At 58.7% G+C, this 26049-nt stretch carries 20 protein-coding genes; 11 read left to right on the forward strand and 9 right to left on the reverse strand.

Annotation, left to right across the window (positions count from 1 at the left end; translation table 11 throughout):
- Positions 1-18 precede the first annotated feature (18 nt).
- From AABE10_RS11010 to AABE10_RS11025, 4 genes are all read left to right on the forward strand, one after another.
- On the forward strand, positions 19-768 hold the full coding sequence (locus AABE10_RS11010; RefSeq protein WP_342933285.1) for an electron transfer flavoprotein subunit beta/FixA family protein: 750 nt from the start codon (positions 19-21) through the stop codon (positions 766-768).
- Between the two features lie 14 nt (positions 769-782).
- Complete coding sequence (locus AABE10_RS11015) at positions 783-1727, forward strand: electron transfer flavoprotein subunit alpha/FixB family protein (RefSeq protein ID WP_342933286.1); 945 nt, start codon at positions 783-785, stop codon at positions 1725-1727.
- 178 nt (positions 1728-1905) lie between these two features.
- Positions 1906-3219, forward strand: a complete 1314-nt coding sequence (locus AABE10_RS11020; RefSeq protein WP_342933287.1) for an MFS transporter — start codon at positions 1906-1908, stop codon at positions 3217-3219.
- 23 nt (positions 3220-3242) lie between these two features.
- On the forward strand, positions 3243-4682 hold the full coding sequence (locus AABE10_RS11025; protein WP_342933288.1) for an FAD-binding oxidoreductase: 1440 nt from the start codon (positions 3243-3245) through the stop codon (positions 4680-4682).
- Positions 4683-4867: 185 nt separating this feature from the next.
- Here the strand turns inward: AABE10_RS11025 and AABE10_RS11030 are convergent, their stop codons facing one another.
- The gene (locus AABE10_RS11030; RefSeq protein WP_342933289.1) at positions 4868-5908 is read right to left on the reverse strand and encodes a LysR family transcriptional regulator; all 1041 of its coding nucleotides are present in this window, start codon (positions 5906-5908) and stop codon (positions 4868-4870) included.
- 356 nt (positions 5909-6264) lie between these two features.
- Between AABE10_RS11030 and AABE10_RS11035 the strand changes: the two genes are divergently transcribed.
- The 4 genes from AABE10_RS11035 (at position 6265) to AABE10_RS11050 (ending at position 11445) form a co-directional block, all read left to right on the forward strand.
- On the forward strand, positions 6265-7725 hold the full coding sequence (locus AABE10_RS11035; RefSeq protein ID WP_342933290.1) for a hypothetical protein: 1461 nt from the start codon (positions 6265-6267) through the stop codon (positions 7723-7725).
- Positions 7726-7735: 10 nt separating this feature from the next.
- Entirely contained in the window at positions 7736-9187 is a 1452-nt protein-coding gene (locus tag AABE10_RS11040; protein WP_342933291.1) for a hypothetical protein, read from the forward strand.
- Positions 9188-9203: 16 nt separating this feature from the next.
- A complete protein-coding gene (locus AABE10_RS11045; RefSeq protein ID WP_342933292.1) occupies positions 9204-9566 on the forward strand; it encodes a hypothetical protein in 363 nt (120 codons plus the stop codon).
- A gap of 271 nt (positions 9567-9837) precedes the next feature.
- Entirely contained in the window at positions 9838-11445 is a 1608-nt protein-coding gene (locus tag AABE10_RS11050) for a tannase/feruloyl esterase family alpha/beta hydrolase (RefSeq protein ID WP_342933293.1), read from the forward strand.
- Between the two features lie 102 nt (positions 11446-11547).
- On the opposite strand, the gene AABE10_RS11055 is transcribed toward AABE10_RS11050, so the two are convergent.
- Both AABE10_RS11055 and AABE10_RS11060 read right to left on the reverse strand, forming a co-directional pair.
- The gene (locus tag AABE10_RS11055; RefSeq protein ID WP_342933294.1) at positions 11548-13797 is read right to left on the reverse strand and encodes a molybdopterin-dependent oxidoreductase; all 2250 of its coding nucleotides are present in this window, start codon (positions 13795-13797) and stop codon (positions 11548-11550) included.
- A gap of 90 nt (positions 13798-13887) precedes the next feature.
- Positions 13888-14232, reverse strand: a complete 345-nt coding sequence (locus AABE10_RS11060; RefSeq protein WP_342933295.1) for a carboxymuconolactone decarboxylase family protein — start codon at positions 14230-14232, stop codon at positions 13888-13890.
- A 452-nt stretch (positions 14233-14684) separates the two neighbouring features.
- Between AABE10_RS11060 and AABE10_RS11065 the strand changes: the two genes are divergently transcribed.
- The 3 genes from AABE10_RS11065 to AABE10_RS11075 all read left to right on the forward strand — a co-directional run bounded on the left by AABE10_RS11065 (position 14685) and on the right by AABE10_RS11075 (position 18539).
- Positions 14685-15878, forward strand: a complete 1194-nt coding sequence (locus tag AABE10_RS11065; protein ID WP_342933296.1) for a mandelate racemase/muconate lactonizing enzyme family protein — start codon at positions 14685-14687, stop codon at positions 15876-15878.
- Between the two features lie 18 nt (positions 15879-15896).
- Positions 15897-16883 carry a D-2-hydroxyacid dehydrogenase gene (locus AABE10_RS11070; protein ID WP_342933297.1) on the forward strand — a complete coding sequence of 329 codons (987 nt, stop codon included), beginning with the start codon at positions 15897-15899 and terminating at the stop codon, positions 16881-16883.
- 357 nt (positions 16884-17240) lie between these two features.
- The gene (locus AABE10_RS11075) at positions 17241-18539 is read left to right on the forward strand and encodes a transporter (protein WP_342933298.1); all 1299 of its coding nucleotides are present in this window, start codon (positions 17241-17243) and stop codon (positions 18537-18539) included.
- Positions 18540-18725: 186 nt separating this feature from the next.
- On the opposite strand, the gene AABE10_RS11080 is transcribed toward AABE10_RS11075, so the two are convergent.
- The 6 genes from AABE10_RS11080 to antA form a co-directional block, all read right to left on the reverse strand.
- Positions 18726-19964, reverse strand: a complete 1239-nt coding sequence (locus AABE10_RS11080) for a MalY/PatB family protein (RefSeq protein WP_342933299.1) — start codon at positions 19962-19964, stop codon at positions 18726-18728.
- 631 nt (positions 19965-20595) lie between these two features.
- Complete coding sequence (locus AABE10_RS11085) at positions 20596-21288, reverse strand: sensor histidine kinase (RefSeq protein ID WP_342933300.1); 693 nt, start codon at positions 21286-21288, stop codon at positions 20596-20598.
- An 81-nt stretch (positions 21289-21369) separates the two neighbouring features.
- Positions 21370-22932: a methyl-accepting chemotaxis protein gene (locus AABE10_RS11090; protein ID WP_342933301.1), complete on the reverse strand. Its 1563-nt coding sequence runs from the start codon at positions 22930-22932 to the stop codon at positions 21370-21372.
- A 157-nt stretch (positions 22933-23089) separates the two neighbouring features.
- On the reverse strand, positions 23090-24118 hold the full coding sequence (gene antC, locus AABE10_RS11095) for an anthranilate 1,2-dioxygenase electron transfer component AntC (protein ID WP_342933302.1): 1029 nt from the start codon (positions 24116-24118) through the stop codon (positions 23090-23092).
- 15 nt (positions 24119-24133) lie between these two features.
- On the reverse strand, positions 24134-24622 hold the full coding sequence (gene antB, locus AABE10_RS11100; RefSeq protein ID WP_342933303.1) for an anthranilate 1,2-dioxygenase small subunit: 489 nt from the start codon (positions 24620-24622) through the stop codon (positions 24134-24136).
- Between the two features lie 3 nt (positions 24623-24625).
- On the reverse strand, positions 24626-26014 hold the full coding sequence (gene antA / locus AABE10_RS11105) for an anthranilate 1,2-dioxygenase large subunit (protein ID WP_342933304.1): 1389 nt from the start codon (positions 26012-26014) through the stop codon (positions 24626-24628).
- Between the last annotated feature and the right edge of the window lie 35 nt (positions 26015-26049).

The following is a 26049-nucleotide window of genomic DNA, read 5'->3' on the forward strand; positions in this document are numbered from 1 at the left end:
GAATTCAGGAGAGCGGAAGTGAAGATTTTGGTAGCGGTGAAGCGCGTGGTGGACGCGAACGTTAAAGTTGCGGTGAAATCGGACGGCACAGGCGTCGACATTGCCAGTGTCAAGATGTCGATGAATCCGTTCGACGAGATTGCAGTGGAAGAGGCCGTGCGTCTGAAGCAAGCGGGTGTCGCGGTCGAGATCATTGTCGTTTCCTGCGGCCCCGCGCAGTGTCAGGAGACGTTGCGCACGGCGTTGGCAATCGGCGCGGATCGCGCGATCTTGATCGAATCGAACGAGGAGCTGCAGCCGTTGGCGGTGGCCAAGCTTTTGAAGGCGCTCATCGATAAGGAGCAGCCGCAGCTCGTGATTCTGGGCAAGCAGGCGATCGACGACGACTCGAACCAGACGGGCCAGATGCTGGCCGCGCTGGCGGGCCTGCCGCAAGCGACGTTCGCTTCGAAGGTGACGATTGCGGATGGCAAGGCTACCGTTGCACGCGAAGTGGACGGCGGCGCCGAAACGTTGACGTTGACGCTGCCCGCCGTCGTGACGACGGATCTGCGCCTGAACGAGCCGCGCTACGTGACGCTGCCCAACATCATGAAGGCGAAGAAGAAGCCGCTCGAAACGATCAAGCCCGAAGACCTCGGTGTGGACGTCGCTCCCCGTTTGAAGACGCTGAAGGTGGCCGAGCCGCCGAAGCGCAGTGCCGGCGTGATGGTGAGGGACGTTCAGACGCTGGTCGAGAAGCTGAAGACCGAAGCCAAGGTGCTGTGAGGGGAGCGAACGAAATGACGATTCTTGTAATTGCGGAACACGATGGCGCGTCCATCAAGGGCGCCACGCTGAGCGCGGTGAGAGCGGCCGCAGTGTTAGCCTCATTGACTAACGACCCGATCCATATGCTGGTGGCAGGGCATGACGTGCGCGCGGCAGCCGATGCCGCGGCAAACATCTCCGGCGTGTCTAAGGTGCTGGCGGCAGCTGCGCCGCAACTGGCCGAAGGCCTCGTGGAAAATGTCGAGGCGACCGTGCTGCGCATCGCTCGGGAATACTCGCACCTGCTGATCGCGGCGACGGCTCATGGCAAGAATTTGGCCCCGCGCATCGCTGCCATGCTCGATGTGGCGCAGATCAGCGAGATCACAGCGATCGTATCGCAGGATACGTTCGAACGGCCCATCTACGCGGGCAACGCGATTGCGACGGTGCGTTCGGAGGACCCCGTCAAAGTGATCACTGTACGCGCTACGGCCTTCGAACCTGTGCTGGCTGAAGGCGGTGCGGCGTCGATCGAGCAGATCGAAGCGGCGGCCGATCGCGGCATTTCGCGGTTCATAAGCCGCGAGCTCACCAAGCTGGAACGTCCCGAGCTCACGAGCGCGAACATCATCGTCTCGGGCGGACGCGGTCTGGGCAGCGGCGAAAACTATGCAGCGGTGCTGGCGCCGTTGGCGGACAAACTCGGCGCCGCATTAGGCGCCTCGCGTGCGGCGGTGGACGCGGGCTATGTTCCGAACGATTATCAGGTAGGCCAGACCGGTAAGATCGTGGCGCCGCAGCTATACGTGGCTGTGGGCATTTCCGGGGCTATCCAGCACCTAGCGGGTATGAAGGACAGCAAGGTCATCGTCGCCATCAACAAGGACCCTGAAGCGCCAATCTTCAGCGTGGCGGATTATGGCCTCGTCGGCGATCTGTTCACGCTCGTACCCGAGGTGGTGTCGGCACTGTAGTTCTCGACGGCTGCACGCCGTCGGCAAGCTGACGGCGTGTGTCATCTCGTTGGCAGATGGCCGGTTCTGCAATCCATATTTTCCTTTTGTGCAAATTGGGAGGACGATATCCCTACGTCAGCCGTTAGGCACTGCTAACGCGACCTGACGACGCAATAAGAAAGTCACGGAGACAAGCATGACCATTCAAACCACTGCACCGGCGCTCGCCGGACACGGCAAAGCGGAGAGCGATCCCGTCTATCGGAAAGTCGCCTGGCGCCTCCTGCCCTTGTTGTTCCTCTGCTACGTCGTCGCCTACCTCGACCGCGTGAACGTTGGGTTCGCCAAGCTCGAGATGTTGGCGAACTTGAAGTTTAGCGAAACGGTCTATGGGCTGGGCGCGGGCATTTTTTTCCTCGGCTACTTCGTATTCGAAGTGCCAAGCAATCTCATCTTGCATCGTGTCGGCGCGCGTCGCTGGATTGCGCGGATCATGATTACCTGGGGCCTGCTTTCCGCAATGATGTTGCTGGTCAAGTCGCCTGGGTCCTTTTACCTGCTGCGCTTTCTGCTCGGCGCTGCCGAAGCCGGGTTCTTCCCCGGCATTATTTTGTACCTGACTTACTGGTTTCCCGCGCAGAGGCGCGGGCGCGTGACGTCAATGTTCATCGCTGCGATCCCCGTGTCAGGAATCATTGGCGGGCCGCTGTCCGGCTGGATCCTGAGGTACATGAGCGGTGCTGGCGGCATGTCCGGATGGCAGTGGCTGTTCTTGCTGCAAGGGCTTCCGACTGTACTGGTAGGGCTGCTCGTGCTGAAGTACCTGTATGACGGCCCGGCCACGGCACCGTGGTTGGCGCAGCGCGAGCGCAATCGCATCGAGGCAGATCTCGCCACTGAGTTGGCAAGCAAAGGCGAGGCGAACGTCGGCTCCACGCTGATGAGCGGCCGGGTCTGGATGCTGGCACTTGTGTACTTCGCGTTCGTCTCCGGCCTTTACGGTGTCAGCTTCTGGTTGCCCAGCATCATCCGCGGTATGGGCGTGGCCGACCCGCTCCAGATCGGGCTGCTGAGTGCGGTGCCATGGGTCTTCGGCATGTTGGCGATGCATTTGGTTGCCGCGAGCGCCGATCGCCACCTCGAGCAGCGCTGGCATGCCGCGCTCGCTGCATTGGGAGGCGCTGCGGGGCTGGTACTTAGCGTGGTGCTGCATGGCAATCAGTGGATGGCGCTGGCGAGTCTTACGCTGGCGACGATGGGCATCATGGCGACGCTTCCGGTGTTCTGGGGGCTGCCTACGATGCTATTGGGCGGTGCCGGGGCTGCTGCGGGCATCGCGCTCATCAATTCGTTCGGCAATCTGTCGGGCTTCAGCGCACCTTTTCTCGTGGGGCTCATGCGCGACGCCACGCACAGCACCAACGCCGGCCTCTACATGCTCGCCGGATGGTTGGTGCTTGGCGCCGTGCTCGTACTGTTCGTGCGACCTATGCAGTCGCCGCACCGTTGAACTCCTATCCTCTGCCAGACATCATGACAACGCTTCTCGAGTCTCATCCGGCCGCCACGGTCGGCCACACTGCGCCGCGCCGTTCGCCGTCGCCCGCGCTCCTTGCCGCACTGGAAAGAATGTTCGGAGAGCGCTTTTCGCGTAGCGCCGCAGTGTTGCTCCAGCACGGCACGGACGAATCGGCTTACCCCCCGGCACCGCCTGACGCCGTCGTCTTCGTGACCAACACCGATGAAGTGGCTTTTGTCGTACGGGCTTGCGCCGCGGAGCGGGTACCGGTAATCGCCTTCGGGGCCGGTTCCTCCGTCGAAGGCCACCTGCTCGCGGTACAGGGTGGCGTTTGCATCGACTTCTCGCAGATGAACGCCGTGTTGGACATTCGAACTGAGGATATGACTGCGACCGTGCAAGCTGGCGTTACGCGCAACGCGCTTAATGCCGCGCTAGCCGACAGCGGCTTCTTCTTCTCTGTTGACCCGGGCGCGGATGCCACCATCGGCGGCATGGTCGCGACCGCGGCTTCCGGCACGAACACCGTCCGTTATGGCACCATGCGCGACAACGTGCGGAGTTTGACGGTCGTGACGGCTGGCGGCGAGGTCCTGCGTACAGCATCGGATGCCAGCAAGTCGTCGGCGGGCTACAACTTGACGCAGCTCTATTGCGGCTCGGAGGGCACGTTGGGGTTGATCACCGAGGCAACGGTTCGGCTTCATCCGCGCCCGGAGGTCACCGCGGCAGCGGTAGTGAGTTTCCCGACGGTGCGCGCGGCGGTCGATTGCGTCATCCAATCAGTGCAAGGCGGCGTCGCGCTGGCGCGTGCCGAGATGCTCGACGCCCTTACCATCCGCGCCATCAACGCGCACAACCGCCTGGCGTTGAACGAGCAGCCGACACTATTCCTTGAGTTCAATGGTGGCCAGGCTCAGGTCGATGAGCAGGCCGACTGGGTCAGGCAGATCGCGCAAGAATGCGGCGGCGGCGAATTCCAGTGGGCGGCGCGCCCGGAGGATCGTTCTCGCCTTTGGACGCCTCGTCATCACGCCTATTTCGCCGTACTACAACTCAGAGCAGGAAGCCGATGCGTGACCACGGACGCCTGTGTGCCTATCTCGGCACTGGCCGCTTGCATTGAGGAAACAGAGGCGGATATCGCCCAGCATGGATTGTTGGCTCCCGTCTTCGGACACGTCGGCGACGGAAATTTTCACTGTCTCGTGCTAGTGGACCCGGGCAACGCAATCGAAGTCGAGGCGGCGGAAGCCTTCAGCCAGCGACTTGTCCGACGTGCATTGCGCTATGGCGGCACTTCGACCGGAGAGCACGGCGTGGGCCTTCACAAGATCGGCTATTTGGTCGAGGAGCACGGCGAGGCTGCGGTCGCCGTGATGCGTTCGATCAAGCATGCGCTCGATCCGTTGAACATCCTAAATCCCGGCAAAGTGATCTCTGTCGGCGCGTGAGCGCAAATCTCGTTTCGAGCCCCGGTTTGCTTGGGGGCTCGTGGGTATGGGAGGGCCGATCATGAATCGATCGAATCAGCGCGCCGCGTGGGATGACAAGGCCCGGCGAGGGACGAAGGCGAGGCGGTGCAGCTGGCCGAGGCGCAGAGCGAGGGCGAGGGCAATGCGACCTACGGCCGCCGGAGCTACCGGGTTGCGCTCGTGTCTCGACAATGGGGTAGGGGCATGTCGGCATCGCGGGCCATAGATTGCGCGATGCCATCGGAGCAGAGGCCTGCTGGAGCTGTTTCAAGCGTAGACGCACCGCGCCAGCGGCCACTCTCACACAGTGTCTTGACGATGTTGCTCAGGAGGTTGCAAACGGCATGCTTTGCGTTGGTGACCGGTAGCTCGCGCGACCAGCAGATGCCGAGCGTACGGCACATTCCTGCATGTCGGATACGGTGCGCAATGAGTCGACCTTCATCAACCTCCTGTGCAACGAGCGCAAGGGGCAAGATCGTCGGCGCGATACCGGCCTGCACGGCGCTCTTGAGAACATGCACCGAGTTGATTTCGGCCGCGAGCGGTGGCAGAGGTAGACCGCTTTCACCGAAAACCCGCTCGATGATCTCGCGAATGCAGTGCGCATGCTGTGCGGCCGACAGAATGAGCGGCTGAGACGCTATCTCCTCGAGCGTAACGTCGCCGGTCTCGCTACTGGCGGTATGGTGCTTGCCGCGAATCCAAAAAAACGCTTCGGTGGCGAGGGGCTGGAACTCGAAATCAGCAAGCGGCACGTTCGACGTAAAGATGGCGAGATCCACACGGCCTTGCTTGAGTTGGGCCAGCAGATTGCCCGTCAGCTCCTCGTTCAAATGCAGTGAGACTTGCGGCAGTTGTTCACGCGCGGCTTGCAACAGTGGCAAGGCCAGCGCCGCGGACGCGCTTTGCGGTACGCCGAGCACCACGGAGCCGACGATCGATTCCGGTGCGCAGTGGACGGCGGCCCGAGCATCGTTGAGTTGCTTCAAAATCGCTTGTGCGTATTCGTAGAATATTTTGCCGGACTCGGTCACCCGCACGCCGCTGTAGGCTCGAACCAGCAGTTGGGTTCCCAGCTCCTGCTCGAGATCACTGATCTGCTTGCTTAGCGCTGACTGCGCGACGAACAGATGCTGTGCTGCACGTGACACGCTACCGCAATCGACGATCCCCACGTAGTACTTCAGTTGCCGGATTTCCATTTGCTTGCCCTTGATACGGTATGTGCGTATGCATCCGGGCGCACCTCCGATGTGTTGATCGACAGACGATACACCGCCACGGCTCCAAAACGTATTGCGGGCAACCCCAGTCACCGGCCTGGCCGTGCCTTCTCGTTGCACCCATAGGGCGAAGCTGTAAGAAACTGGGGTAATACGGCTGCTTGGTAATACAAAAATGCAGAAAAACAGCTATCGCAGCAAGCGATGGCGGCATCGCAATTTCACATATTCTCGGAGTAGATCGAATCTGAGAGCATTGCCTAGAATTTTTTTAAAGCAGGCTGCGCATGCGGATGTGAAGTCACGAGCATCGTGCGGTCAAAGGAGACGATGGCATGAGCGCTGTTCCTTCCGTGAACCACCCCGCCCGATCGATGGGGCGATTCGTTCTCGCTCTCATTCTTGTCGCAGGATTGGTCGGCTGCAATAACGGCGGCGGCTCGCCGCAGAGCGTAGCCACCACCGCGCACGGTGCGAAATCCGTAGCGCATGACGCCCTGGCCTCTACGTATTCGTCTACGACTTCGGCGGATGCCCTCCCGCTCAGCTGCGCGCCATCGCAAGTTGTGTCTCCGGGCGGGCGGTCGTCATGCAACTTGCTGTGGCTCGGACGTTACCCGATTCCGGGACAGACGATCGGCGGCAAACTCGTCGGCAACCGCTTTTACGTGACAAACTGGACGAGTGGTTTTTACGTGTTCGACGTAACCACGCCGGATAATCCGACGCTGCTGGGAAACGTGCTGTTAGACGGCGGCACGGGCAGTACCGTTCAATCGCAGGTCGAGAACGAAGATCCGGCTGTGAACGGGCAAGTGGCGGTGCTGTCGCGCACGGCTTACAAGGATGCACTCGTACTGAACATTAGCGATCCCGCCAACATGAAGGGCGTGGCGGTGCCCGGCGGTGATGCCCACGTTCAGGTCTGCCTGTATGACTGCCAATGGGTCTACGGCTCGACGACCGGCACCATCATGGACCTGCGTGATCCGGCTCACCCTGTGCTGTTACCGCAGAAGTGGACGGACATGGTCGGCTTTACTCCGGACGCTGCCGGCATCTACAAGGTTCACGCACTCAGTGAGGTTCGCCCTGGAATGGTGATCACGGCGAGCGATCCAGCAAAGGTGATCGACACCACCGACCCGGCCAATCCGAAGGTGCTTTTCTCGCTGCCTCCCTCGCCGCCCAGCAATACGTTGGGGGAACCGGGACCCGCGCAGCCCGGCCGTATCGGCCACAACAGCCTGTGGCCGGAGCAGGGCAAGGATCGATTTTTCCTCGGGTTGTCGGAAGGGGTATATGACGGTGTATGCGAACTCTATCCGAACGAAGGCCGGACGTTGTATCTCTACGATACGACGGGTTGGCAGCAGAACAACACGTTCACGCCGCTATCGCAATACACGCTCGTGACCGGAAACGGCGATACAGGAGCGTCGGGCGGCGTTGCGCAGGTGGACAGTCACGGTAACCCGTCGGCAGTGGAGCCTGGGGTGGAGGGCTGCTCGACGCATTGGTTCGACCCGCACCCGAGTTTCCATAACGGCGGCCTGATCGCAATGGCCACGTTCTCCCATGGCGTGCGCTTGCTTAATGTCGAGAGCAATGGTCGCATCGATCAACTCGGGTACTTCGTGTCCAACGGCGCCGCCGGTTTCGCGTCGACCGTGGATGTGCGCTGGGTCAGCGATCGGATCATGTACGTGCTGGATTTCGCCAGCGGGTCGATGGACATCGTCGAGTACACGGGGCCGCTGCCGACCCAAGGGCCAGTCGATACGAGTGCGCTGTAATCGCGACGCAATGAACACGCTCCCATCTGCCCGGGTTCACCTTTCCGGATACGCGCTCGCACTGATGCTACTCGTTCCTGCTGGCGCACAAGCGCATTCGTTCGGTCGTGTTCTCGCGTTGCCGATGCCATTGTGGCTGTATATCTATGGCTCGACTGCTGCGCTGGTGCTCTCGTTTGCCGTACTGGCAATGTCACCCGAGAGCCGTTGGCGTGCTGCCGCGAATATCGGCGGCATGAATTCCGGCGTGCAGCCGAACGCTGCGCCGCTCGTCGTTCAAGCGGCTATCGGCGCTGCGTTCACATTAGCGGTGGTAGCTGGAATGTTGGGGACGCCGAATCCTTATCGCAACTTCAGCATGACCTTCTTCTGGGTCGCGTTCGTGCTTGGCGGCTACTATCTTTGCGCGGTCTTCGGCGATGTGGCGATGGCGCTGAACCCGTGGCACGCCTTACTGACGCGCTGGCCTAGCTCGCGAAGAGCATTCGATACGACGTCGCTCTTTCACGCTCCGGCGTTGGCGCTGTATATGGGATTCATCGCGTTCGAGCTGTTCGGGCCCGGCACGCCCCACTCGCTGGCGTGGGCGCTGCTCGGCTATACCGGCATCACGATGGCTGGCTCGCTGCTTGTCGGCGCCGAGCGCTGGTTGGAACACGGAGAGTTCTTCAGCCTATTGTTTCGGATCGCGGCCCGTATGTCGCCGCTGGAGTGGCGGAGCAGTTCGACGGGGCGACGTGGCTTTGCATGGCGTTCTTCCATTGCGTCGCTCGTATCTGCCGAAGCACCCGATTTCGGCGTGGCGCTTTTCATCTTGTTTATGATTGCGTCGACCACATTTGACGGACTGAAAGAAACGGTCGCTTGGAACGCCCTGTACTGGCAGAAGCTGGCGCCCTTGATGGCGCCGCTCGTCGGTTCGAATATCGCGCGGGCGTATCCCACGCTTAGTGCGCTGCAGACCGTGCTCAATGCAGTTGCCTTGCTGTTCTCGCCTCTGGTGTATCTAGCGGCGTGCTCGATCGCATTGAAATTGAGCCTACGGTTAGAAGGGTGGCCGCATCGTTACCGCCCCTCGCTTGGTGCGGCGATACTCGCGTTCGTACCCAGTCTCATTCCCATCGCGATCGCCTACAACGCGGCGCATTACTTCACATTGCTGCTGGGTCAAGGTCCGCAACTGGCGCCGTTGCTGGCGGACCCTTTCGGCTGGCGACTGGGTGCAACGGCGATGCGCGTTGCGCTACCTAGCCCTACGGTAGCGTGGCATATCGACGTTGGGCTGATTGTGGGTGGTCACGTCCTTAGCATGATCGCCTGGCACAGACGCGCGAGTCGCGAGGCTAACGATGCGGCGCGCGGCCCGCTGGCGCAGGTCCCCATGTTGCTCCTGATGATGCTGTTGACTGCCTCCGGCTTGTGGGTGCTCGCACAACCCGTCAGCCCTAGCCGGTTACTCTGACCACCTGGGGTAAGCGATGAAACGAAAATCCGCCTGCTTGCTGCTCGTCGTCGCTGTGGTGCTTGGCGGGATGTATGCGGCGCTATTGCCGGCGCGCAATGCAAGCGCAGTGACGCATCGCCTCGAACTCACCGTCGGGGCGTCGACCGCTGCGCGCCTACAACTGCGGCTGGGCGATCGCGCAGTACTCGTCGTCCACTCTGCAACGCCTGGTGAGGTCATGGTGCACGGGCTCACCGAACAGGAAACGCCTGTCGGGCCGGAGCACGCAGCGTCGCTGACGGTAGAGGCGGCAGCCGTTGGCCATTTCCCGATTCATTTCCATGACCCTCGCGGCCAACACGTGAGCCTTGGAGAGTTGGACGTATTAGCACGGTAAGTTCGGTACGCGCGGTCATAGATGCAAGGCCAGCCAACGTAGGGCTTGTGCGCTGTCACGTCTCCGTTTTGCGGCCACACGATATTCATCTCGACACCCTCGATGCGGCCCATCTCGATTGCAGATGACGAGGTCTCCAAACGGTATTTTTCTTTTTATCACGGCGCCCCGATCATGGAAATTCGCTGCGGGCATAAATACGCTTGAAGGTCTCTTCGGAGGTCCGCGCAGCGGCCATATATCGACAAAATAATCGGAGACGGAGCCCGGCATGAAACGTAGATCTTCCGCTCGTGTGACGAGGTCGGAATTGTTCGCCTCGCTGCTATTTGGAACAGTGGCTAGTATGCTGGCCGGTTGTGGCGGCAACCACGATGTAGCCAGTAACGATGTGCAAACCTTGCGCAGCCGTTGCTCGACGCTCGTCAACGCGATGCTCGGCGCCAACGAAGCGCAAGTGAGCACGGCAACAGTCGTCCCTGCATCGGGCACGTCGCCCGAATACTGCGCGGTCAACGCGCAAATTATCGGATCGCAGTTGAAGATGCAGTTGAACCTTCCTACAGACGGATGGAACGGCAAACTTGCGTTTTTGGGCGGAGGCGGGTTCGACGGTACGATGGCCGCGTTCAATGCGAGCTACAACAGCGCATCGATCCAAAGCGAGCACTATGCAACGATGGGGACCAACGGTGGATATGACTACACCGAGGCGGCCAAATACCCGGACTATTTCAAGGCCGAGTTTGCCACAGATCCTCAACAACTGGCCGACTACACGCATCTTGGGGATCATCGTTCGCTGCCTTTCGGAAAGGAGCTGATCCAGCGCTTTTACGGCGCACAACCGTCCAAGAGCTATTTTGAAGGGTGTTCGATGGGCGGGCACGATGCGATGATCGAAGCGCAGCGCTACCCAGACGATTTCGACGGGATCGTGGCGCGAGCTCCGGCAGGAAACGTCATGGGGCTATTCATGCAGTTCAATCGCGTTGCCAAAGCGGTGCGGGTGCCCGCCGGCACGCTGAATACCGCGAAACAAACACTGCTAGCCAACGCGGTGCTGTCACAATGCGACGAACTCGACGGTGTAAAGGACGGCATCATTTCAAACCCGGCCGCATGTAAATTCGACCCGACAGTGCTGCGTTGTCCGGGGGGCGGCGACACTGGCGACAGTTGCTTGTCCGACACGCAAATCGGGACGGTGCAGGCCATTACGACATCTTTCGCAACTACCGACAATGCGATCACGCATCCGGGTTACAACTTTGGTCTTGAGAATTCCGCTAACGGCTGGGGCTCCTATATCTGGCCACAGGGGGCTTACGGTGGGAACTCGTTGCAAGGACTCTTCTCGGATGGCTTCATACGGTCTTTCGTAACGGGCGATCAGAACTACGACACGTCGCAGTTCGATCCAAACCAGTGGAGTGCGCGACTCGCTGTGATTGGCGGGATGTTCGAGGCGTTCGACCCGGATTTGAGCGGCCTGCATTCGCACGGCGCCAAAATGGTGATGATGAACGGCACCAACGATACGTCAGTCAGCCCGCGCGATAGCGCTCGCTACTATGACTCCGTCGTCACTAAAATGGGCAGTGCAAGTACGGACGACACGCTCGAGCTATTTCTCGAACCTGGTGTGGGGCACTGCTTCGGCGGCCCAGGTCCTGACCAGGTCGACTTGCTCAAAGCGGTGTCGACTTGGGCGGAAGGCGGCCCGCCTCCGTCACAGCAACGCTTGACGTTGACGAAGCTGGATGGCACCGGCAAATCAGTATTGACGCGCCCGCTATGCAAATACCCCGCCTATCCCCATTACAACGGCAGCGGCAGTCCCGACGATGCCGCGAGCTATTCCTGTTCAACGCAATAAGACTACAGGGGCGAATTGCTCGCGGAGCTCCGCGAGCAATTCGCGTACGGGACACCTGAATGCCAACCACTCGATTGCGCGACAACGTGCACTGCCCTGCGGCTAACCGCTATACGGCTCGATGTTCACGAGGCAGGTGTGCGCCGCACATCCCTGTCCGAACCCGGAACTCCCCTTATCCAGGGTGAGTACGTTAGGATTACCGGCGCGATCCAGCGCATCGTCGGTATTATCCTGCGGGTCATACCATGCGCCCGTCGGAAGCATGACAACGTGTTGGCGAATTTCATCGACTACCTTCGCGCTGGCGAGACATTGACCGCGGCCATTCCATAAGCGAACGGTATCGCCGTCGGCAATCCCGAAACGGCTCGCATCGGCGGGATGAAGCCACACTTGTTCGTGCCCGTTGTGTTTGGTGGCTTTGCTTGCCGGTGCTTCGTCCAGCTGGCTATGCAGCTTTCCGACCGGCTGCCGAGAGATCAAATGCATCTCGGTCGTCGTGGCGCGTCCCAACCACTCGGCTGGCTCGAGCCAGGCCGGATGAGGGAGGCAATCGTCGAGGCCGCTTCGCTCGAGGGTCTCGCTCCATAGCAAGATACGGCCCGTCTCGGTCGGCAACGGATGCGCTTCGGGATCCTTTCGAAAATCTTCAAGATAGGTGAAGTTCGCCCGCGTGGGAACCTCGACGACGCCCTGTTCCCAGAAATCCTCGAATTCAGGAAGCAGATGATCGAAACGCTCGCGGGCGTCTTTGCGAGCGATCTCGTACAGATGCCGAATCCATCCCATTTCGTCTCGTCCTTCGCTGAACGCCGGTTCCACACCTAGCCGTTCCGCGAGCCCTCGCATGATGTCGTAGTCGCTGCGCGCCTGACCCACCGGGGCGATGGCCTGATGCATGGCGACCAGATGGCCCGAGCGCCTCGCGCCGGCGATATCGTTGCGCTCGATCGATGTGCTGGCGGGAAGAACGATATCGGCACGGCGTGCGGTCGCCGTCCACATGGGGTCTTGAACGATGATGGTCTCCGGCCGCGTCCACGCGCGGCGCAGCCGGTTTAGGTCTTGATGATGGTGATAGGGGTTTCCGCCTGCCCAGTAGACAAGACGAATGTCGGGATACACATGGGTCCCGCCTTCGTAGGTAAACGTCGTTCCGGGATTCAACAGTAGATCGGCGATCCGCGCGCACGGGATGAAATCGCGAATCGGCTTTGATCCTTGCGGAAACGCTGGCGAATTCGACGCAGCCAGAGGAGGACCCATACCACCGAGCGATCCATATCCATAGCCGACGCCCGTTCCGGGCAACCCTATCTGGCCAATGACGGCGGCGAGACCTAACGCTGCCCAATAGGGCTGCTCGCCGTGATGGGCGCGTTGGAGGCTCCAGCCCACCGTCAGCATCGACCGCGTTTCGACGAGGCGTAGAGCGAGTTGCCTTAGACGCGATGCGTCGAGATCTGCGATCGCCGCCGCCCACGCCGCATTCTTCGGAGTGTCATCCGCGTTGCCGGACAAGTAGTCGACGAAGCGATCTGCGCCACTGCAGTACGTGGCGAGGAAATCACGGTCATGTCGCCCGGCAGCGACGATCTCGCCTGCTAGCCCGAGCATCACGGCCGTGTCGGTGTTCGGCCGAATGGGCCACCACTCCGCGGGTACCCAATCGGGAAGATCGTCGCGTAGCGGAGAGATGAGGACGAAATGCACGCCACGCGCGACCATCGCGCGCAGATAGTCTTCCAACTGGTGGCGGGCGATGCCGCCGGCTTCGCTTTGGGCGGTGCGCGGCGAGAGTCCGCCGAACACGACGACGGTCTGCGCATGCTCGGCGACAGCGTCCAGTGTTGTGGCTCCGCCGTTGCACGCTTCGGCATCGCCGAGCGTGTGTCGCAAGATCACGGGACCTGCTGCGGTGCTGTAGGTGTCGACGTGACCGGTATAGCCGCCGACTAAATTGAGAAGCCGTTTGAGCTGTGACGACGCGTGATGAAAACGGCCGCAGCTCGTCCAGCCGTAGGAACCCGCAAAGATCGAAGAATTGCCGAACGTTTGGCGCACGCGCTCGATTTCGTCGGCGACGAGTTGCAGCGCTTCGTCCCATGACACCGGCACGAAACGATCATCCGGTCTGCGCTCGTTGGGCCCCTTGTTCTCGAGCCAACGCTCGCGCACCATCGGTTGGGCAATCCGGTGTTTGGAATCGGCCCAGTGTTTTACCGAGTGGATGATCGGCGATGGCGCTGGATCACCGGCAAAGGGTTCAATTCCGACGACATGGCCGTCATCCACCAGGACCGAATAGGCGCCCCAGTGACTGCAGTGACTAAAGCGTTGCAATGCCACGACTACATCTCCCCGACTTCGGTCATTTTCAAAAAAGATAAGCGGCCGGCTTGCCGAATAGCTCGGCAACCGGCCGCATCGGAGGGCGACTTAGGTGTTAGGCAGCTGCGAGTGTGCTTCCAGAACGCGTGCCGAGTAGACCAGCGCGGGGCCGGCGTTCATTGCGATCGCGACGCTCAGCGCTTCCACGATTTCCTCCCGCGTTGCGCCATGTTCGACGGCTTTCTTGGTATGCGACGCAATGCAGCCGTCGCAGCGCGTGGTTACAGCGACGGCCAGCGAGATCAGTTCGTGAATCTTCGGGCCCAGTGTGCCGTTTTTCACAGGGGCATTTTGAATGGCGGCGAGGCCCTTCATCACCTCCGGGCTCAGTTCGGCATAGTCAGCGACGCGCGCCTGCAAAGAGGCGCGGTAGTTGTTCCAGTCTTGCATCATGTGGATGTCTCCTTGATGAGTGGCTAAAAGCGCAAGCGCCACGTAGGCGTCAGGCTCGGTGGATTGGGTCGCCTAATCACTACGCACGCTGGGCGTGCCTAGGGCAGCCCATTAGCACATTGTGTTCGTGCTCACGCTTCCACTTGAAGCGCGAATTGGGAAAAGCAGTGGTGAAAATTGTTCACGAATGGGCTCGATGCTATTTGGCCGAGCGCGGCGCTAAGCCTGGCGCGGCGGAGCGAGGCGGGGCGTCATGAAAGCAAGAATTTCTTTCTTTCCAGAAAAGTAGAACTCGTTTGTCAGCGCGAGGCGCTTTATGCAGGATGGGGACGTTTCCACGGGTGGGAGCGTTTGCGCGTATCCCGGAGGAAGACACGTTGCATTTGCAATGCCCGCGGGCCAACGCGTTGAGCGCTGTGTAAACACGGCGGTGCTAATGGAGGAGCAAAGACATGAAAATTACGCAAATCGAGGTACTCGAGGCCGACCTGTCGGGTCGTGACGGCATGGCATCTTGGCGCGTCGTACTCGCTCGTGTGCATACGGACGAAGGCATTAGCGGCCTCGGGGAGGCTGGCGTGACGTATGGTGCGGGCAGCCCGGCGGTTGCGCCCATGATTTTGACGCTCGGCGAGCGATTCGTGCTTGGCGCAGACCCCTTCAATACCGATACCGTATGGGAGAGCCTACTTCGACGTTCGGTATGGGCTGATGGCGGCGGACCAATCGTCTTCGCGGCGATCAGTGCTATCGATTGCGCGCTGTGGGACATCAAGGGGAGGGCGCTCGGCCAACCGGTGCACCGACTGCTCGGACGCGCCACGCCGGAACCGTTGCGTTGTTACGCGAGCCAGCTTCACCTCGGTTGGGGCGAACAGGCGCAGTGGATCGGGCAGCCGGCACAGTACCGGGAGGCCGCCGCACACGTGCGGGAACTGGGGTACGACTGCGTCAAAGTAAACCCTATCATGATGGACGAAGAGGGTAAGTACGCGACCGGGCTGCGCGGCGTCCTTACGCCGGCGCAACGCAAGCTGTTCCGCAAACGGATGGAGGCTGTCCGCGAGGGGCTGGGAACGGATGCGGATATCATTCTCGAGCTCAACGCGTTGACCTCGACGGCAGGCGCATTGCAGATCGCCGAACTCGTCCGCGATCTCGACATCCTTTTTATCGAGGAACCGACTCACAACAATAGCAACCATGCGCACTTGAAAATGGCTCGCAAGTCGCCCGTCTCGCTTGCTATCGGCGAGCGTCTCTACACGCGCTGGGGCTTTTTGCCCTACCTCGAGGCAGGCTCGATCGACATGATCCAACCCGACGTCTGCCTAGTCGGGGGTATTAGTGAAGCGTATCGGGTCGCGCATCTGGCCCACGCTTACGACGTGGGAGTGCAGGCGCATGTCTGCGGATCGCCGTTGGCCACCGCGATCGCGCTGCAATTCGAGGCCGGCATTCCGAACTTCAATATCCACGAGAATCACGCCTATACGCTGCGGCGTGCCAATAGAGAGCTATTCGAAGAAGACTTGCAGCCCGAGAGCGGCAAATTTGCCGTGCCGACGACTCCCGGCTTCGGTATGACACTGCAGCGCGAGGCGGAACAGCGCATGGTCAAATCCTGCGTAAAGCTGGCCAAGTGAACAGCGGAAAGGCAAGAGATGAATATTGTTTTCTTGGGTAAGTTCGGACGAGACGCGGTAGGACCGGCCATTGCGGCCGTACCAGGTGCTGTTCTGACCTATGCGGATGACGTGAAGCAGCATGCCGCCGCTTTTCGACAGGCTGAGGGTGTCGTGCTTGCCGGCCCCGCCTATTCGGCTGACGTCGCGGAAGTCTTAGCGGGGGCACGCAAGCTACGATGGATCCAGACCCTGTCGGCCGGCTACGAAAACCTGCAACGATTTGGGGTTCCCCCTGGCGTTACAGTGACCAATGCTGGCGACGCGTGGTCGGTCTCGGTTGCCGAACACGCGATGGCACTTCTGCTCGCACTCGCGAAACGGCTGCCTGAAGCGGTCCGGCAGAAGGAGCGCCGAGCTTGGGAACGGCAGTTGATGAGCTATATGGGTTCACTGCAGGATCGTACGATGGTCGTGGTCGGGTTCGGCTCCATTGGGAAAGAAATCGCACTGAGAGCCCGAGCCTTCGGCATGAAGATCGTCGCCGTAATGCGCACGCCGAAACCGTCAGAACTAGCGGATGACGTGTATGCATCGAGCGAACTGGCCGCCGCCCTCCGGTTGGCGGACGTCGCCGTTATCGCGGTCCCGGCACATCCGGACACCGTGAACCTAATCAATGCGCAGACACTTCGCGAGTGCAGGCGGGGATGTCTCCTGATCAATGTCGCGCGTGGCGAAGTCATCGATCAAGATGCGTTAGTGGACGCGCTTCGTACTGGTCATATCGGGGGCGCGGGCATTGATGTGGCCGTTCCTGAACCACTGCCAGAGGCGAATCCATTGTGGCGAGCTCCCAATCTCATCATCACTCCGCATGTTGCAGGCGGCGGCGAACTCGTCATGACGAAGCTTGCCGAACTCATTGCAGACAACGTGGCTAGACAATCGGGGGGACAGGCATTGCGTTGCATCGTCATCCGACCGCAGCCGCATTTCAAGACCGACCTGTCGACGCTTCAGTAGACCGCGTGTGATATCGCCCGCATGCAAGCGGCGGGCGCCTCACCGTGCTCGGGGCCTGTCGAACTCGCCGGGGGAGAAAGTGTTACGCAGTGCAGAGAGACGGTTTTTGCACGCTTTATCTGTTTTGACTGTATTTCACAAATGACTGTATTAATGGTCATGAATTTGTAGGGTGACTACCGATAGAACCTCGGAGACTCGGAATCTACACTGATCGCATATGAATTTACGCTTATTTTAAATTTATAAAGAATTTGATTTTAGTGGAAATCTGGCGTTTTAATTAGTGTTTTAATCCGACGCGCGAAGAATCGGCGTTTATTCCAGCGTTGTTCAGTTCGAGAGGTGGTGCGCAAGATGGGAATTCTCGGTAGCAGTTCGATTGAACTCGAAGGTGGCTCCGTCGAGCGGATTCCGTTCACGGCGTACGATGCAGGGTGGGTGGTCCTTTGCATCGGAATGGCAATCGGATCCGGCATTGTATTTATGCCACTCCAAATGGGAGTCAAAGGTTTTTGGGTTTCCGCAGCGGCATTGGCAATAGCCTATCCGGCGGTGCAGTTTCTTTCGAATCTTTATATTAGATCACTTTCTGCCAGCGGTCAGTGCAAGGACTACACCGGAATCATCACTGAGTATCTCGGGAAGAATTGGGCGGCAGCGCTCAGCGTCGTGTACTTTATCACGCTGACTAAGGCGATGCTGGCATATTCCACGACGCTTACGCATGATGGTGCGTCCTATTTGCAAGTCTTTGGTGTGACCCATGCGTCTTTGGCGGCCACTCATTGGTTTCCGCTCTGTGTCATCGGAGCGATGGTCGCGATCGCGTCATGCGGCGAGAAGGTACTGTTCCGAGTTTCAGGCCCGCTCATCGTAACCAAGCTCGCGATCGTGGTCTTCCTTGGGCTGTCGATGATGCCCTACTGGAATCTGAAAAACGTGAGCTTCGTTGCACCCGAAAACGTTTTTTCGTTCATCGAAAACGTTCTGGTGTCCCTCCCGTTTGCGGTGTTCTCGATCGTCTACATACAGATCTTGAATCCAATGAACGTTGCGTTCAGAAAGGCAGAGTCTGATCCTGCGATTGCGACGTACCGTGCGTTACGGGCAAGCAGATATGCGTACATCATTCTGGTTGTGAGCGTGCTCTTCTTCGCCTTTTCGTTTTTGTTCTCGGTTAGTTCGGAAGATGCACGATACGCTGTATCGCAGAACATTTCTGCGCTGGCACTCTCTGCACGCGTGATTCCTGGCGATACGGTCAAGATTCTTGCCACGACGCTGAACGTTCTCGCAATGTTGTCGGCTTTCTTTGGCGCCTACCTCGGTTTTCATGACGCGATGAAGGGGATCGTCGTCAATGTTCTCGACCGGTTCATGGCGCGGAGCTCACGTCTTGACCGCGTACTTCCTGTGGGGATCGCTGCGCTGTCGACGCTGCTCCTGACGGTGTGGGTCTGGAGTAACATTTCTACGATGGCACTTCTGCAGTGGACGTCCCCGACGTTCGGCACGGTATCATGCCTCATTCCATGCTACTTGGTGTGGCGTGTTCCCGCGCTTAGGAAGTTCCGCTCCGCGAGCGTGTGGTTCGTCGGATTCACCGGCCTTATGCTGATCAGTACGCCACTCTTCAAGTTGTTGGGACACTGATATCGAAGCTCTGAGTCGGTCCCAAAAACGCCCGCCGGCATGAAACCCGGCGGGCGTTTTTGCTGCATACCTCAAACGTAGCTCATATCGGCGGCATCTACTTCGTATCGGCGGCGTCTACTGACGGTGCGATCCGTTCCGTATCGATGCCGGCCGAGTTCGCTTTAGAGTCCAGCCGAGTTCGCTTTAGAGTCCAGCCACTGCTTCGCTTAGTCGCCGGATCGCCTCGACGATGGTAGCGCGGGGGCACCCGAGATTTGCACGCATATAGCCGTGCCCAGCGCTACCGAACTTCTGGCCCTTGTCGAGCCACAGCCGAGCTTTGGTGAGCATGAATTTGTCGAGCCTTTCAGCATCCATTTCAAGCGCCCGGCAATCCATCCACGCGAGATAGAGAGAGTCGGCCGGCAAGACCTGAATCTTCGAGGTGATGCGGTGGACCGCGTTACGAAAGTAAATGTGATTTTCGCGGAGGTAGTCCAGCAACTGTGCCAGCCACGATTCGCCGTGGGTATAGGCGGCCTCCGCGGCTACCATACCTAGCGTGTTGACCGCCGGATACATATTCCGGTCGTACTGACGGCGTAGTTCCTCACGAAGACGTCGATTCGGCACGAACACGTTCGCGCTCTGCAGGCCCGGCAAATTGAATGTCTTGCTAGGCGCAGTGCAGGTGATGCTACCCTGGGCGAACTTGTTTCCGAGCGAGGCAAATGGCACGTGCCGTTTGACCGGATTGAGGATCAAGTCTTGATGAATCTCGTCCGAAATCACCAGTACGCCGTGCCGATCACAGATCTCACCCATGGCTCGCAGTTCGTCCTCCGACCATACGTTACCCGTCGGATTGTGCGGGTTGCTGAGGATGAACACTTTGGTGTTATCGAGGATCGCTGCCTCGAACATCTTTTCGTTGAAGCGGTATCCGTTCTCTGTCCGCTCGAGTGGCGCCAACGCCAGACGGCGACCGTTCATCAGAACGTCGTCGTGGAAATGAGAGTAAACGGGGGGCTGGATTAGGACTGAGTCCCCGGGTGCCGAAAATGCTTGAATAGCGGTCTTGAGTACGGTGATGATGCCGCTCGTTTGTATCACCCATTCGCGAGCTACTTCCCACCCGAACCGCTTCGCTTGCCAGCCTACGACGGCGTCGACGTAGCTCCTGCTTGCTCCGCGTGGATACCCGAAAACGCCAAACTCGACGGCCTCGCGAAGGGCATCGATGACAGGCTGCGGCGCTCTGAAATCCATATCGGCGACCCACATCGGTAGCGGGTTCGCTTCAAGTTCATCGGTCTTGAGAAATCTGTCCCCCGACTCCCACTTCAACGAGTTCGTATTCTTGCGATTGATCACTTCGTCAAAAATGGAGTCGGGGTTTTCGACCGGTGCTCCGGAATTCTTTGGTTTCGAATAGGGATTCACGGCGTGTCCAGTGGGAAATAATAGATGATAAGACTCGAATTTCGTCTTAATACGAGAATGACAGGGCCTGCGTTTGAGCGGACTATGCCCGTACCGATTTTATCAAAACGACTGGAAGCCACGCTCCCTGGCTTATGAATGTTTGGAAAAGGTATGTTTCTGAAGTGGAACTTATGGGTTGGCCGAGACGACGTGGTCACGCCGTCAATTTTGAACGCCGCACCGGCGTCCCTCAAAGGATGGCGATGCCTACGCGGCACGAAGGCGAGAGCCGGAAACGCTCAGGTGGCGGACCTGAGGCTACCAGCTCGTGGTGCTCCGAGGGGTAAGGTCATCGATAGCGGGGCGCCTTCTGCTCATCGGCTTTGAAAAACCTTCCGTCGGATTCCGCTTCAGGGAGTTCGTGTTCTTGCGATCGCGGCGCATCCAGTGGCTGGAATAGGTGATGACTTAAAATTGCAAATTGATACAAGCGCGCCGAGGTTTAATTCAGTCCAGTCCGTAACAGTACTGATTTTATCAAGCAGATTAGCCACCGCTCTGATACAGCGCTTTAGTCAAGCTCGAATGCTGATCGCATACGCGTGACAATTCGAATTTTCAATTTTTATAAGTCGTAAGCCGTCTATATCTATTCTGTAATGAGAGCATCATCTTCATTAACGCGCAACTGGACCACCGAGCCGTTTCCGGGTTGACTGTGGATCTCGAGGCGGGCGTCCATCATTCTCGCCCGATCGGCCATCCCCAATAGTCCATACGAGCCAGGGCGCCGCTCCAACATATCAAACCCTTTTCCATTGTCGCTGACGACGAGCTCAATCTTAGAACTTGATGTGGTCAATGTGATTTCTACGTGCGAGGCGGAGGCGTGGCGAGCGATATTCGTCAGTGACTCTTGGGCGATACGAAAAATCCCCGTAGCATGGATTTCAGATAAACGCGGTTCACGACCCGTCACATACAGACGGCATGAAATCTGTGAACGCCGTCTGAAGTCGTTCGCCAGCCACTCGAGTGCTGGTACGATCCCGAAATCCAACGCAGCGGGCCGCAGCCGGTTCACTACACTGCGAGCCGCCCCCATGATCGACTCGACGAGCACTTTCATTTCTTCGGCCTTTTGCACCGCAATTGAATCGGGCGACAAGTTCTCCCTCAACAGCGACACTTCAAGTCTCAGAGCAGTGACCAGTTGCCCCAGCTCGTCGTGGATCTCCATTGCGATTCGTTTCCGTTCACCTTCCCGAGCGGCTTCCAAGTGCCTGCACAATCCTTGTGGCTGAGAGAAAGCGGGTGTTCTTCGTTTGGTGTCTTTGCACATTGGACCGACCTCAAGTTGAAGAGACGTTTTCGATGATAGGACTATCGCAATCTCCCAAAAAATGACTTGTGAGATTCCCGGTCACGCAGTCAATTTAAATGTCGCAACGGCGTCCTTCAACTTCCAAGCGTGTTCGTCGAGCGACTGCGCGGCTGCCGCCGCTTGCTCGACCAGTGCAGCGTTCTGCTGCGTCACGCCGTCCATTTGCGACACGGCTTGATTTATCTGTTCGATGCCTCGGCTCTGTTCCATCGACGCAGTAGCGATTTCGCTCACGATGACCGATACACGCTCTATGGCCTGCTCGACATCGCCAATCATTTCGTTCACTTTGCCGGCTTGGTCTACGCCGCCCTGAATTATTGCGAGGGATGAGGCAATAAGTTCCTTTATCTCCTTGGCAGCGGACGCCGACCGTTGGGCGAGCCCACGGACCTCGTTAGCCACGACGGCGAAACCGCGTCCGTGATCGCCCGCACGAGCGGCCTCAACAGCTGCGTTAAGTGCAAGTATGTTCGTCTGGAACGCTATGCCTTCTATCAAGCTAGTGATATCGGCAATTTTCGTGGACCTGCCGCTTATCTCCCCGATCGTGCTTACCAAATCCTGGACCGCTTCGTTCCCGGACTTGGCCATGGCGGAGGCATGCGCGCCAAGAGAGTTTGCCTCTCGTGCGTTGTCTGCGTTCTGCCTGACAGCTTCGGTCAATTCCGTCATGCTGGCTGCAGTCTCTTGGAGCGACGCGGCTTGCTCCTCCGTGCGTGCTGATAGTTCGTCGTTTCCTTGTGCAATCTCTCGACTCCCAAGCGCGACTGTTTCAGCATAGTGGCGTACGCTCTCGACAACCCGCCTGAGACCGATATGCATCTCTCTCATTGCCACAATCAAGCTGCCTGGAGGTGCGCCGAGAACTGCAGGCTCACTCGATAGATCACCCTGCGCGATCGTAGAAGCGATTTCTCGTGCGGTAACCGGTTCCGCGCCCAACTCATGCAGCAGGCTTCGAGATAGAGCGAGCCCAACCCCCAACAGTATGAAAGTCGAACCTGTCAGAACGATCACAAGGGTCAGCTTCGCTCTCTCATACGTCGTGACAGCTCGCAGCTTCTGTTCCGCGTTACGTGCCGTCTGGAATTGCGTGAAGTGCGTGATCGTATCTTGAAGCGCTTGCAACGACGGTGCGGCTCGATCGATCAACCACTGCGCAGCTTCGTCGCGCTGCCCGTTCCGGGCCAACGTCACGAAGTGATCGAAGTCCGGTACCGTCCGCTTATCGTTAGTCTCGAAAATTGCGTCTATCAGCTCAGTGGCCTCAGGAGACCCGAGCGCGATCTTACGCAGTGCTTCTCGGTCAGCCAAGAATTTTCGTTTTGCGTCGTAACCGCGCGCAGTGAAAGATGAGATCGCGTTCGCATCGGTTATAAGCAATATTGTTTTTATGGAGTCCATCCCGATAAAAACCTGACGAGAGAGATCTTCCGCCAATGCCAATTTGACGTTTCCATCGTCGACGATTCGAGAGAGGCGAGTGTTGGCTTCTTGAAGTTTGTCCAACGAAACGGCGCCTTCCATCGAGAATAGGATGAATAGGGTGCCGAACGCGATAAGGAGGCGTGTAGAAACGCTAAGCGTCCTTTTTTTCATTATTTATATCCCCGTTAATCCAGGCAGGGCTCGAATTGAGTTTTTTATCGATGAGGCGCGGATACACAACGCGGGTTCGGTGCTTGCCCGGCACCCGCATTCCTCTCACCAACGGCGAACGAATCGTCGGCGTCGTTACCGCTTCGAGGTGGGGCGGTTAAAGGCTGTTGCTCTCCGCGAATTTCTCGTAGAAGAGCCTATGTTTGTCGCGCTGTTCAGTCGCCAGCCACACTTTGATCGCCTCCACCATCGGAGGCGGCCCACACAAGTACATGTCGACCGACATGGCGTCCAGGAACGCGCGGTCGAAATGCTGTGGAATAAGCCCCGTCTTGCCCAGCCATTCTGCCGAGGGGTTCATTACGACAATCTCGCATTGGAAGTTAACGATACTGTCTTCATAGCGTGCAAGGCGCTCAAGCTCGCACAAATCGCGCGCGTTGGTCACGCCGTAGTAGAGGCGGATCGGCTGCCCGCAGCCGCCCCTCTGTGCAAGGTCGTCAAGCATGCCCAAAAACGCAGACAAGCCGGTGCCGCCGGCAACCAGAACTAGCGGGCGCTCGATCTGTCGCAGATAAAAGGCTCCGAACGGCGCTTCGAACTCGATCGTTTGCCCTGGCTTGCATCGATCGCGTATGTAATTGCTCATTGCGCCGTCAGGAAGAAGCCGGATCAGAAACTGCAACTGGTTGCTGTCATCGGGCCGATTCGCGAACGAGTAGGACCGCCAGACGTCCGCTTCGGGCACCTTGAGGCGTGCATATTGTCCGGGGAGGAAGTCGAGCCGTCGCGTGTGTGAACTCGCATCGAGATGCAAAATTGCGGTTGTTTCGGAAACCTGCTGTACATCGGCGACGCGCCCGGACAGGAGCGAGGTGCCTCCGGCGTTACACAGGCTCGAATCGAAATCGAAATAGAAAGACGCGTCCGACTGCAAGCGCGTCTGGCAAGAAAGAATCTTGCGTTGCGCGAGGTCAGCCGAGGTAAGCGTCTCCTCGTCAACATAGTCCTGCGTGTAGCTGCCTGATTCGCAGCGTCCCTGGCAGGTGCCGCATACGCCTTCTCGGCAATCAAGGGGAATGTTCACCCCGTTGCGCAACGCAGCGTCGAGTAAAAGCTCATCGCCCCGGGCGTCGAAGAACACGGTTTTGCCGTCGGCAAAACTAAAAGCAACTTTGTAGCTCATGGGGAGGCACTCCGCTCAAAGATGGTAAAAGTCGAGCACCGCGTTGATGGTGTCGTTGAGCAGCAGCACATGCTTCTTGGTGATCTTCCAACTTTGACCGTGTTCGCGCAGGTGGTAGGTAGCCCGCCCGAAGAAGCACTCGCCTATGCCTTGACGAGCATAAAACGTTGCCCAGTTCACCTTCACCTCATAGTTACCGCCTTCGCACGGAGTGATGCGCACGTTGGTGATCTGATGCATCGTTCGCGGCAGCGGCGTCGATGCGGCGGATTTGCCGGTTCGCAAGCGAAAGACGCGGTCTTCTAGACCCGTGCGGTTCGAATAGTAGATCAGCGACATACCGCGTTTCGGGTCGCTCGTATATTCGTGCTCGGAGTCCCACTGCGGTACGTGAAATTCGCTGTTCTCGTCGAACAGATCGAGATATTCGTCCCAGAGTTGTGCGTCGCAAAGCTCCGCCATGCGATAAAGAAACTGCTCGACTGAATGTTGCAGCGCTTGCATGGTTTAAGCCTCCTCGGTATCGCTGGATTTTTGCGAGAGTCCTTTCAACAGCGACTCTTCCCACGCTCCATGCTGGTTCACATATAAGCCCTCATGTGTGAGTTCCGTTCCAGTGAGACGTGGCTTGATGCCGAGTAGGCGTGTGTTCTCGGTCTCGCCCGTCACCCAACGATGATGGCCGCGCGAGATATCGCTCCATCGTTCGAGCCGCGCCTGAAAGCCACGTTGCTGTTCCCGGAACTCGACTAGATCGTCTGGCGTGCCCATCCCGGATACGTTGAAGAAGTCCTCGAACTGTCGAATGCGATTCTCGCGGTCCTGATCCGATTCGCCCTTTACACCGATACACTGGCTGATCACTTCTGTTTTGTTCCAGGCCACGGGCCGCACGATGCGAAGCTGAGAACTGATTTGATCCATGAAAAAGAGGCTCGGATAGATGTTCAGATTGCGCAGTCGATGCATCATCCACTCAGCCTTCTGTTGGCCGTGAGCTTCAACGAGGCGCGGTGTCACGCTCGCATAGCCCGGACGTACCTCGGGATTGGGCATGTCGCTGAATAGCACACTGTGGCCGTTTTCGAATGCGAACCAACCATCGTCGGTATCCGCGTCGCCCGAACCGAGCTTGCTGTAGTCGAGGGTTGTGCTCTGCTTCCCATCCTTCTTCGCGTTCGATTCCTGGCGATGCTGAACCGTGGCAACGTAGTTGTAGTGCACAGTACTGACGTGGTAGCCATCGAGCCCGTTCTCGTTCTGCAGCTTCCAGTTCCCTTCATAGGTGTAGGTCGATTTGCCGGGCAGAACTTCGAGTTCCCCCGTAGGCGATTGCTCGACCATCATGTCGAAGAAGATGCGAGCATCGCCGAGGTAATCCTCGAGCGTATCGGTAGCTTCAACGTCCAGGCTCACGAACACGAAGCCCTTGTAGCTTGCTATGCGTGCCTTCTTCAATCCCCGCGTTGCCTTGTCGAAATCGTCGCAGTACTCGCCCGGAGCCTTTACTTTGACGAGCCGGCCATCGCTCTTATAGCACCATGCGTGGAACGGGCAAGTGAAAGTGGACTGATTCCCCTTACTCATGCGCGTGAGGGTTGCGCCGCGGTGTTGGCACGCGTTGATCATGGCGTTCAGTTGGCCGCTGGCGTCCCGCGAGATGATCATCGGTTGCCGGCCCGCGCGCATCGTCATGAAATCGTGCGGTTTCGAAATTTCGCTTTCGTGGCAGGCGTAAATCCAGCGCTTCTCGAAGATGAATTCCATCTCCAGGTCGAACAATTCGGGCTGCGTGAACATCTCGCGCGCGACGCGATAGACGCCATCCGCGGGGCGGAAGTCGAGGCATCCACGAATAAATTCCTGCCACTGCAAAGTGGTTCTCTTTGCGCTCACGATCGTTGCTCCTCCAGCTTTTCTCGGGCTTATGA

The sequence above is a fragment of the Paraburkholderia diazotrophica genome (assembly GCF_038900755.1).
Lineage (GTDB): Bacteria > Pseudomonadota > Gammaproteobacteria > Burkholderiales > Burkholderiaceae > Paraburkholderia > Paraburkholderia diazotrophica_A.

Excerpts from the sequence above, each read along its gene's own strand:
- AABE10_RS11035 (WP_342933290.1), top strand. The coding sequence starts at position 6,265 with ATGAGCGCTGTTCCTTCCGTGAACCACCCCGCCCGATCGATGGGGCGA.
- AABE10_RS11065 (WP_342933296.1), top strand. The coding sequence starts at position 14,685 with ATGAAAATTACGCAAATCGAGGTACTCGAGGCCGACCTGTCGGGTCGT.
- AABE10_RS11040 (WP_342933291.1), top strand. The coding sequence starts at position 7,736 with ATGAACACGCTCCCATCTGCCCGGGTTCACCTTTCCGGATACGCGCTC.
- AABE10_RS11045 (WP_342933292.1), top strand. The coding sequence starts at position 9,204 with ATGAAACGAAAATCCGCCTGCTTGCTGCTCGTCGTCGCTGTGGTGCTT.
- AABE10_RS11020 (WP_342933287.1), top strand. The coding sequence starts at position 1,906 with ATGACCATTCAAACCACTGCACCGGCGCTCGCCGGACACGGCAAAGCG.
- antC (WP_342933302.1), bottom strand. The coding sequence starts at position 24,118 with ATGAGCTACAAAGTTGCTTTTAGTTTTGCCGACGGCAAAACCGTGTTC.
- AABE10_RS11060 (WP_342933295.1), bottom strand. The coding sequence starts at position 14,232 with ATGATGCAAGACTGGAACAACTACCGCGCCTCTTTGCAGGCGCGCGTC.
- AABE10_RS11075 (WP_342933298.1), top strand. The coding sequence starts at position 17,241 with ATGGGAATTCTCGGTAGCAGTTCGATTGAACTCGAAGGTGGCTCCGTC.
- AABE10_RS11025 (WP_342933288.1), top strand. The coding sequence starts at position 3,243 with ATGACAACGCTTCTCGAGTCTCATCCGGCCGCCACGGTCGGCCACACT.
- AABE10_RS11015 (WP_342933286.1), top strand. The coding sequence starts at position 783 with ATGACGATTCTTGTAATTGCGGAACACGATGGCGCGTCCATCAAGGGC.
- AABE10_RS11030 (WP_342933289.1), bottom strand. The coding sequence starts at position 5,908 with ATGGAAATCCGGCAACTGAAGTACTACGTGGGGATCGTCGATTGCGGT.
- AABE10_RS11070 (WP_342933297.1), top strand. The coding sequence starts at position 15,897 with ATGAATATTGTTTTCTTGGGTAAGTTCGGACGAGACGCGGTAGGACCG.
- AABE10_RS11050 (WP_342933293.1), top strand. The coding sequence starts at position 9,838 with ATGAAACGTAGATCTTCCGCTCGTGTGACGAGGTCGGAATTGTTCGCC.
- AABE10_RS11090 (WP_342933301.1), bottom strand. The coding sequence starts at position 22,932 with ATGAAAAAAAGGACGCTTAGCGTTTCTACACGCCTCCTTATCGCGTTC.
- AABE10_RS11085 (WP_342933300.1), bottom strand. The coding sequence starts at position 21,288 with ATGTGCAAAGACACCAAACGAAGAACACCCGCTTTCTCTCAGCCACAA.
- antB (WP_342933303.1), bottom strand. The coding sequence starts at position 24,622 with ATGCAAGCGCTGCAACATTCAGTCGAGCAGTTTCTTTATCGCATGGCG.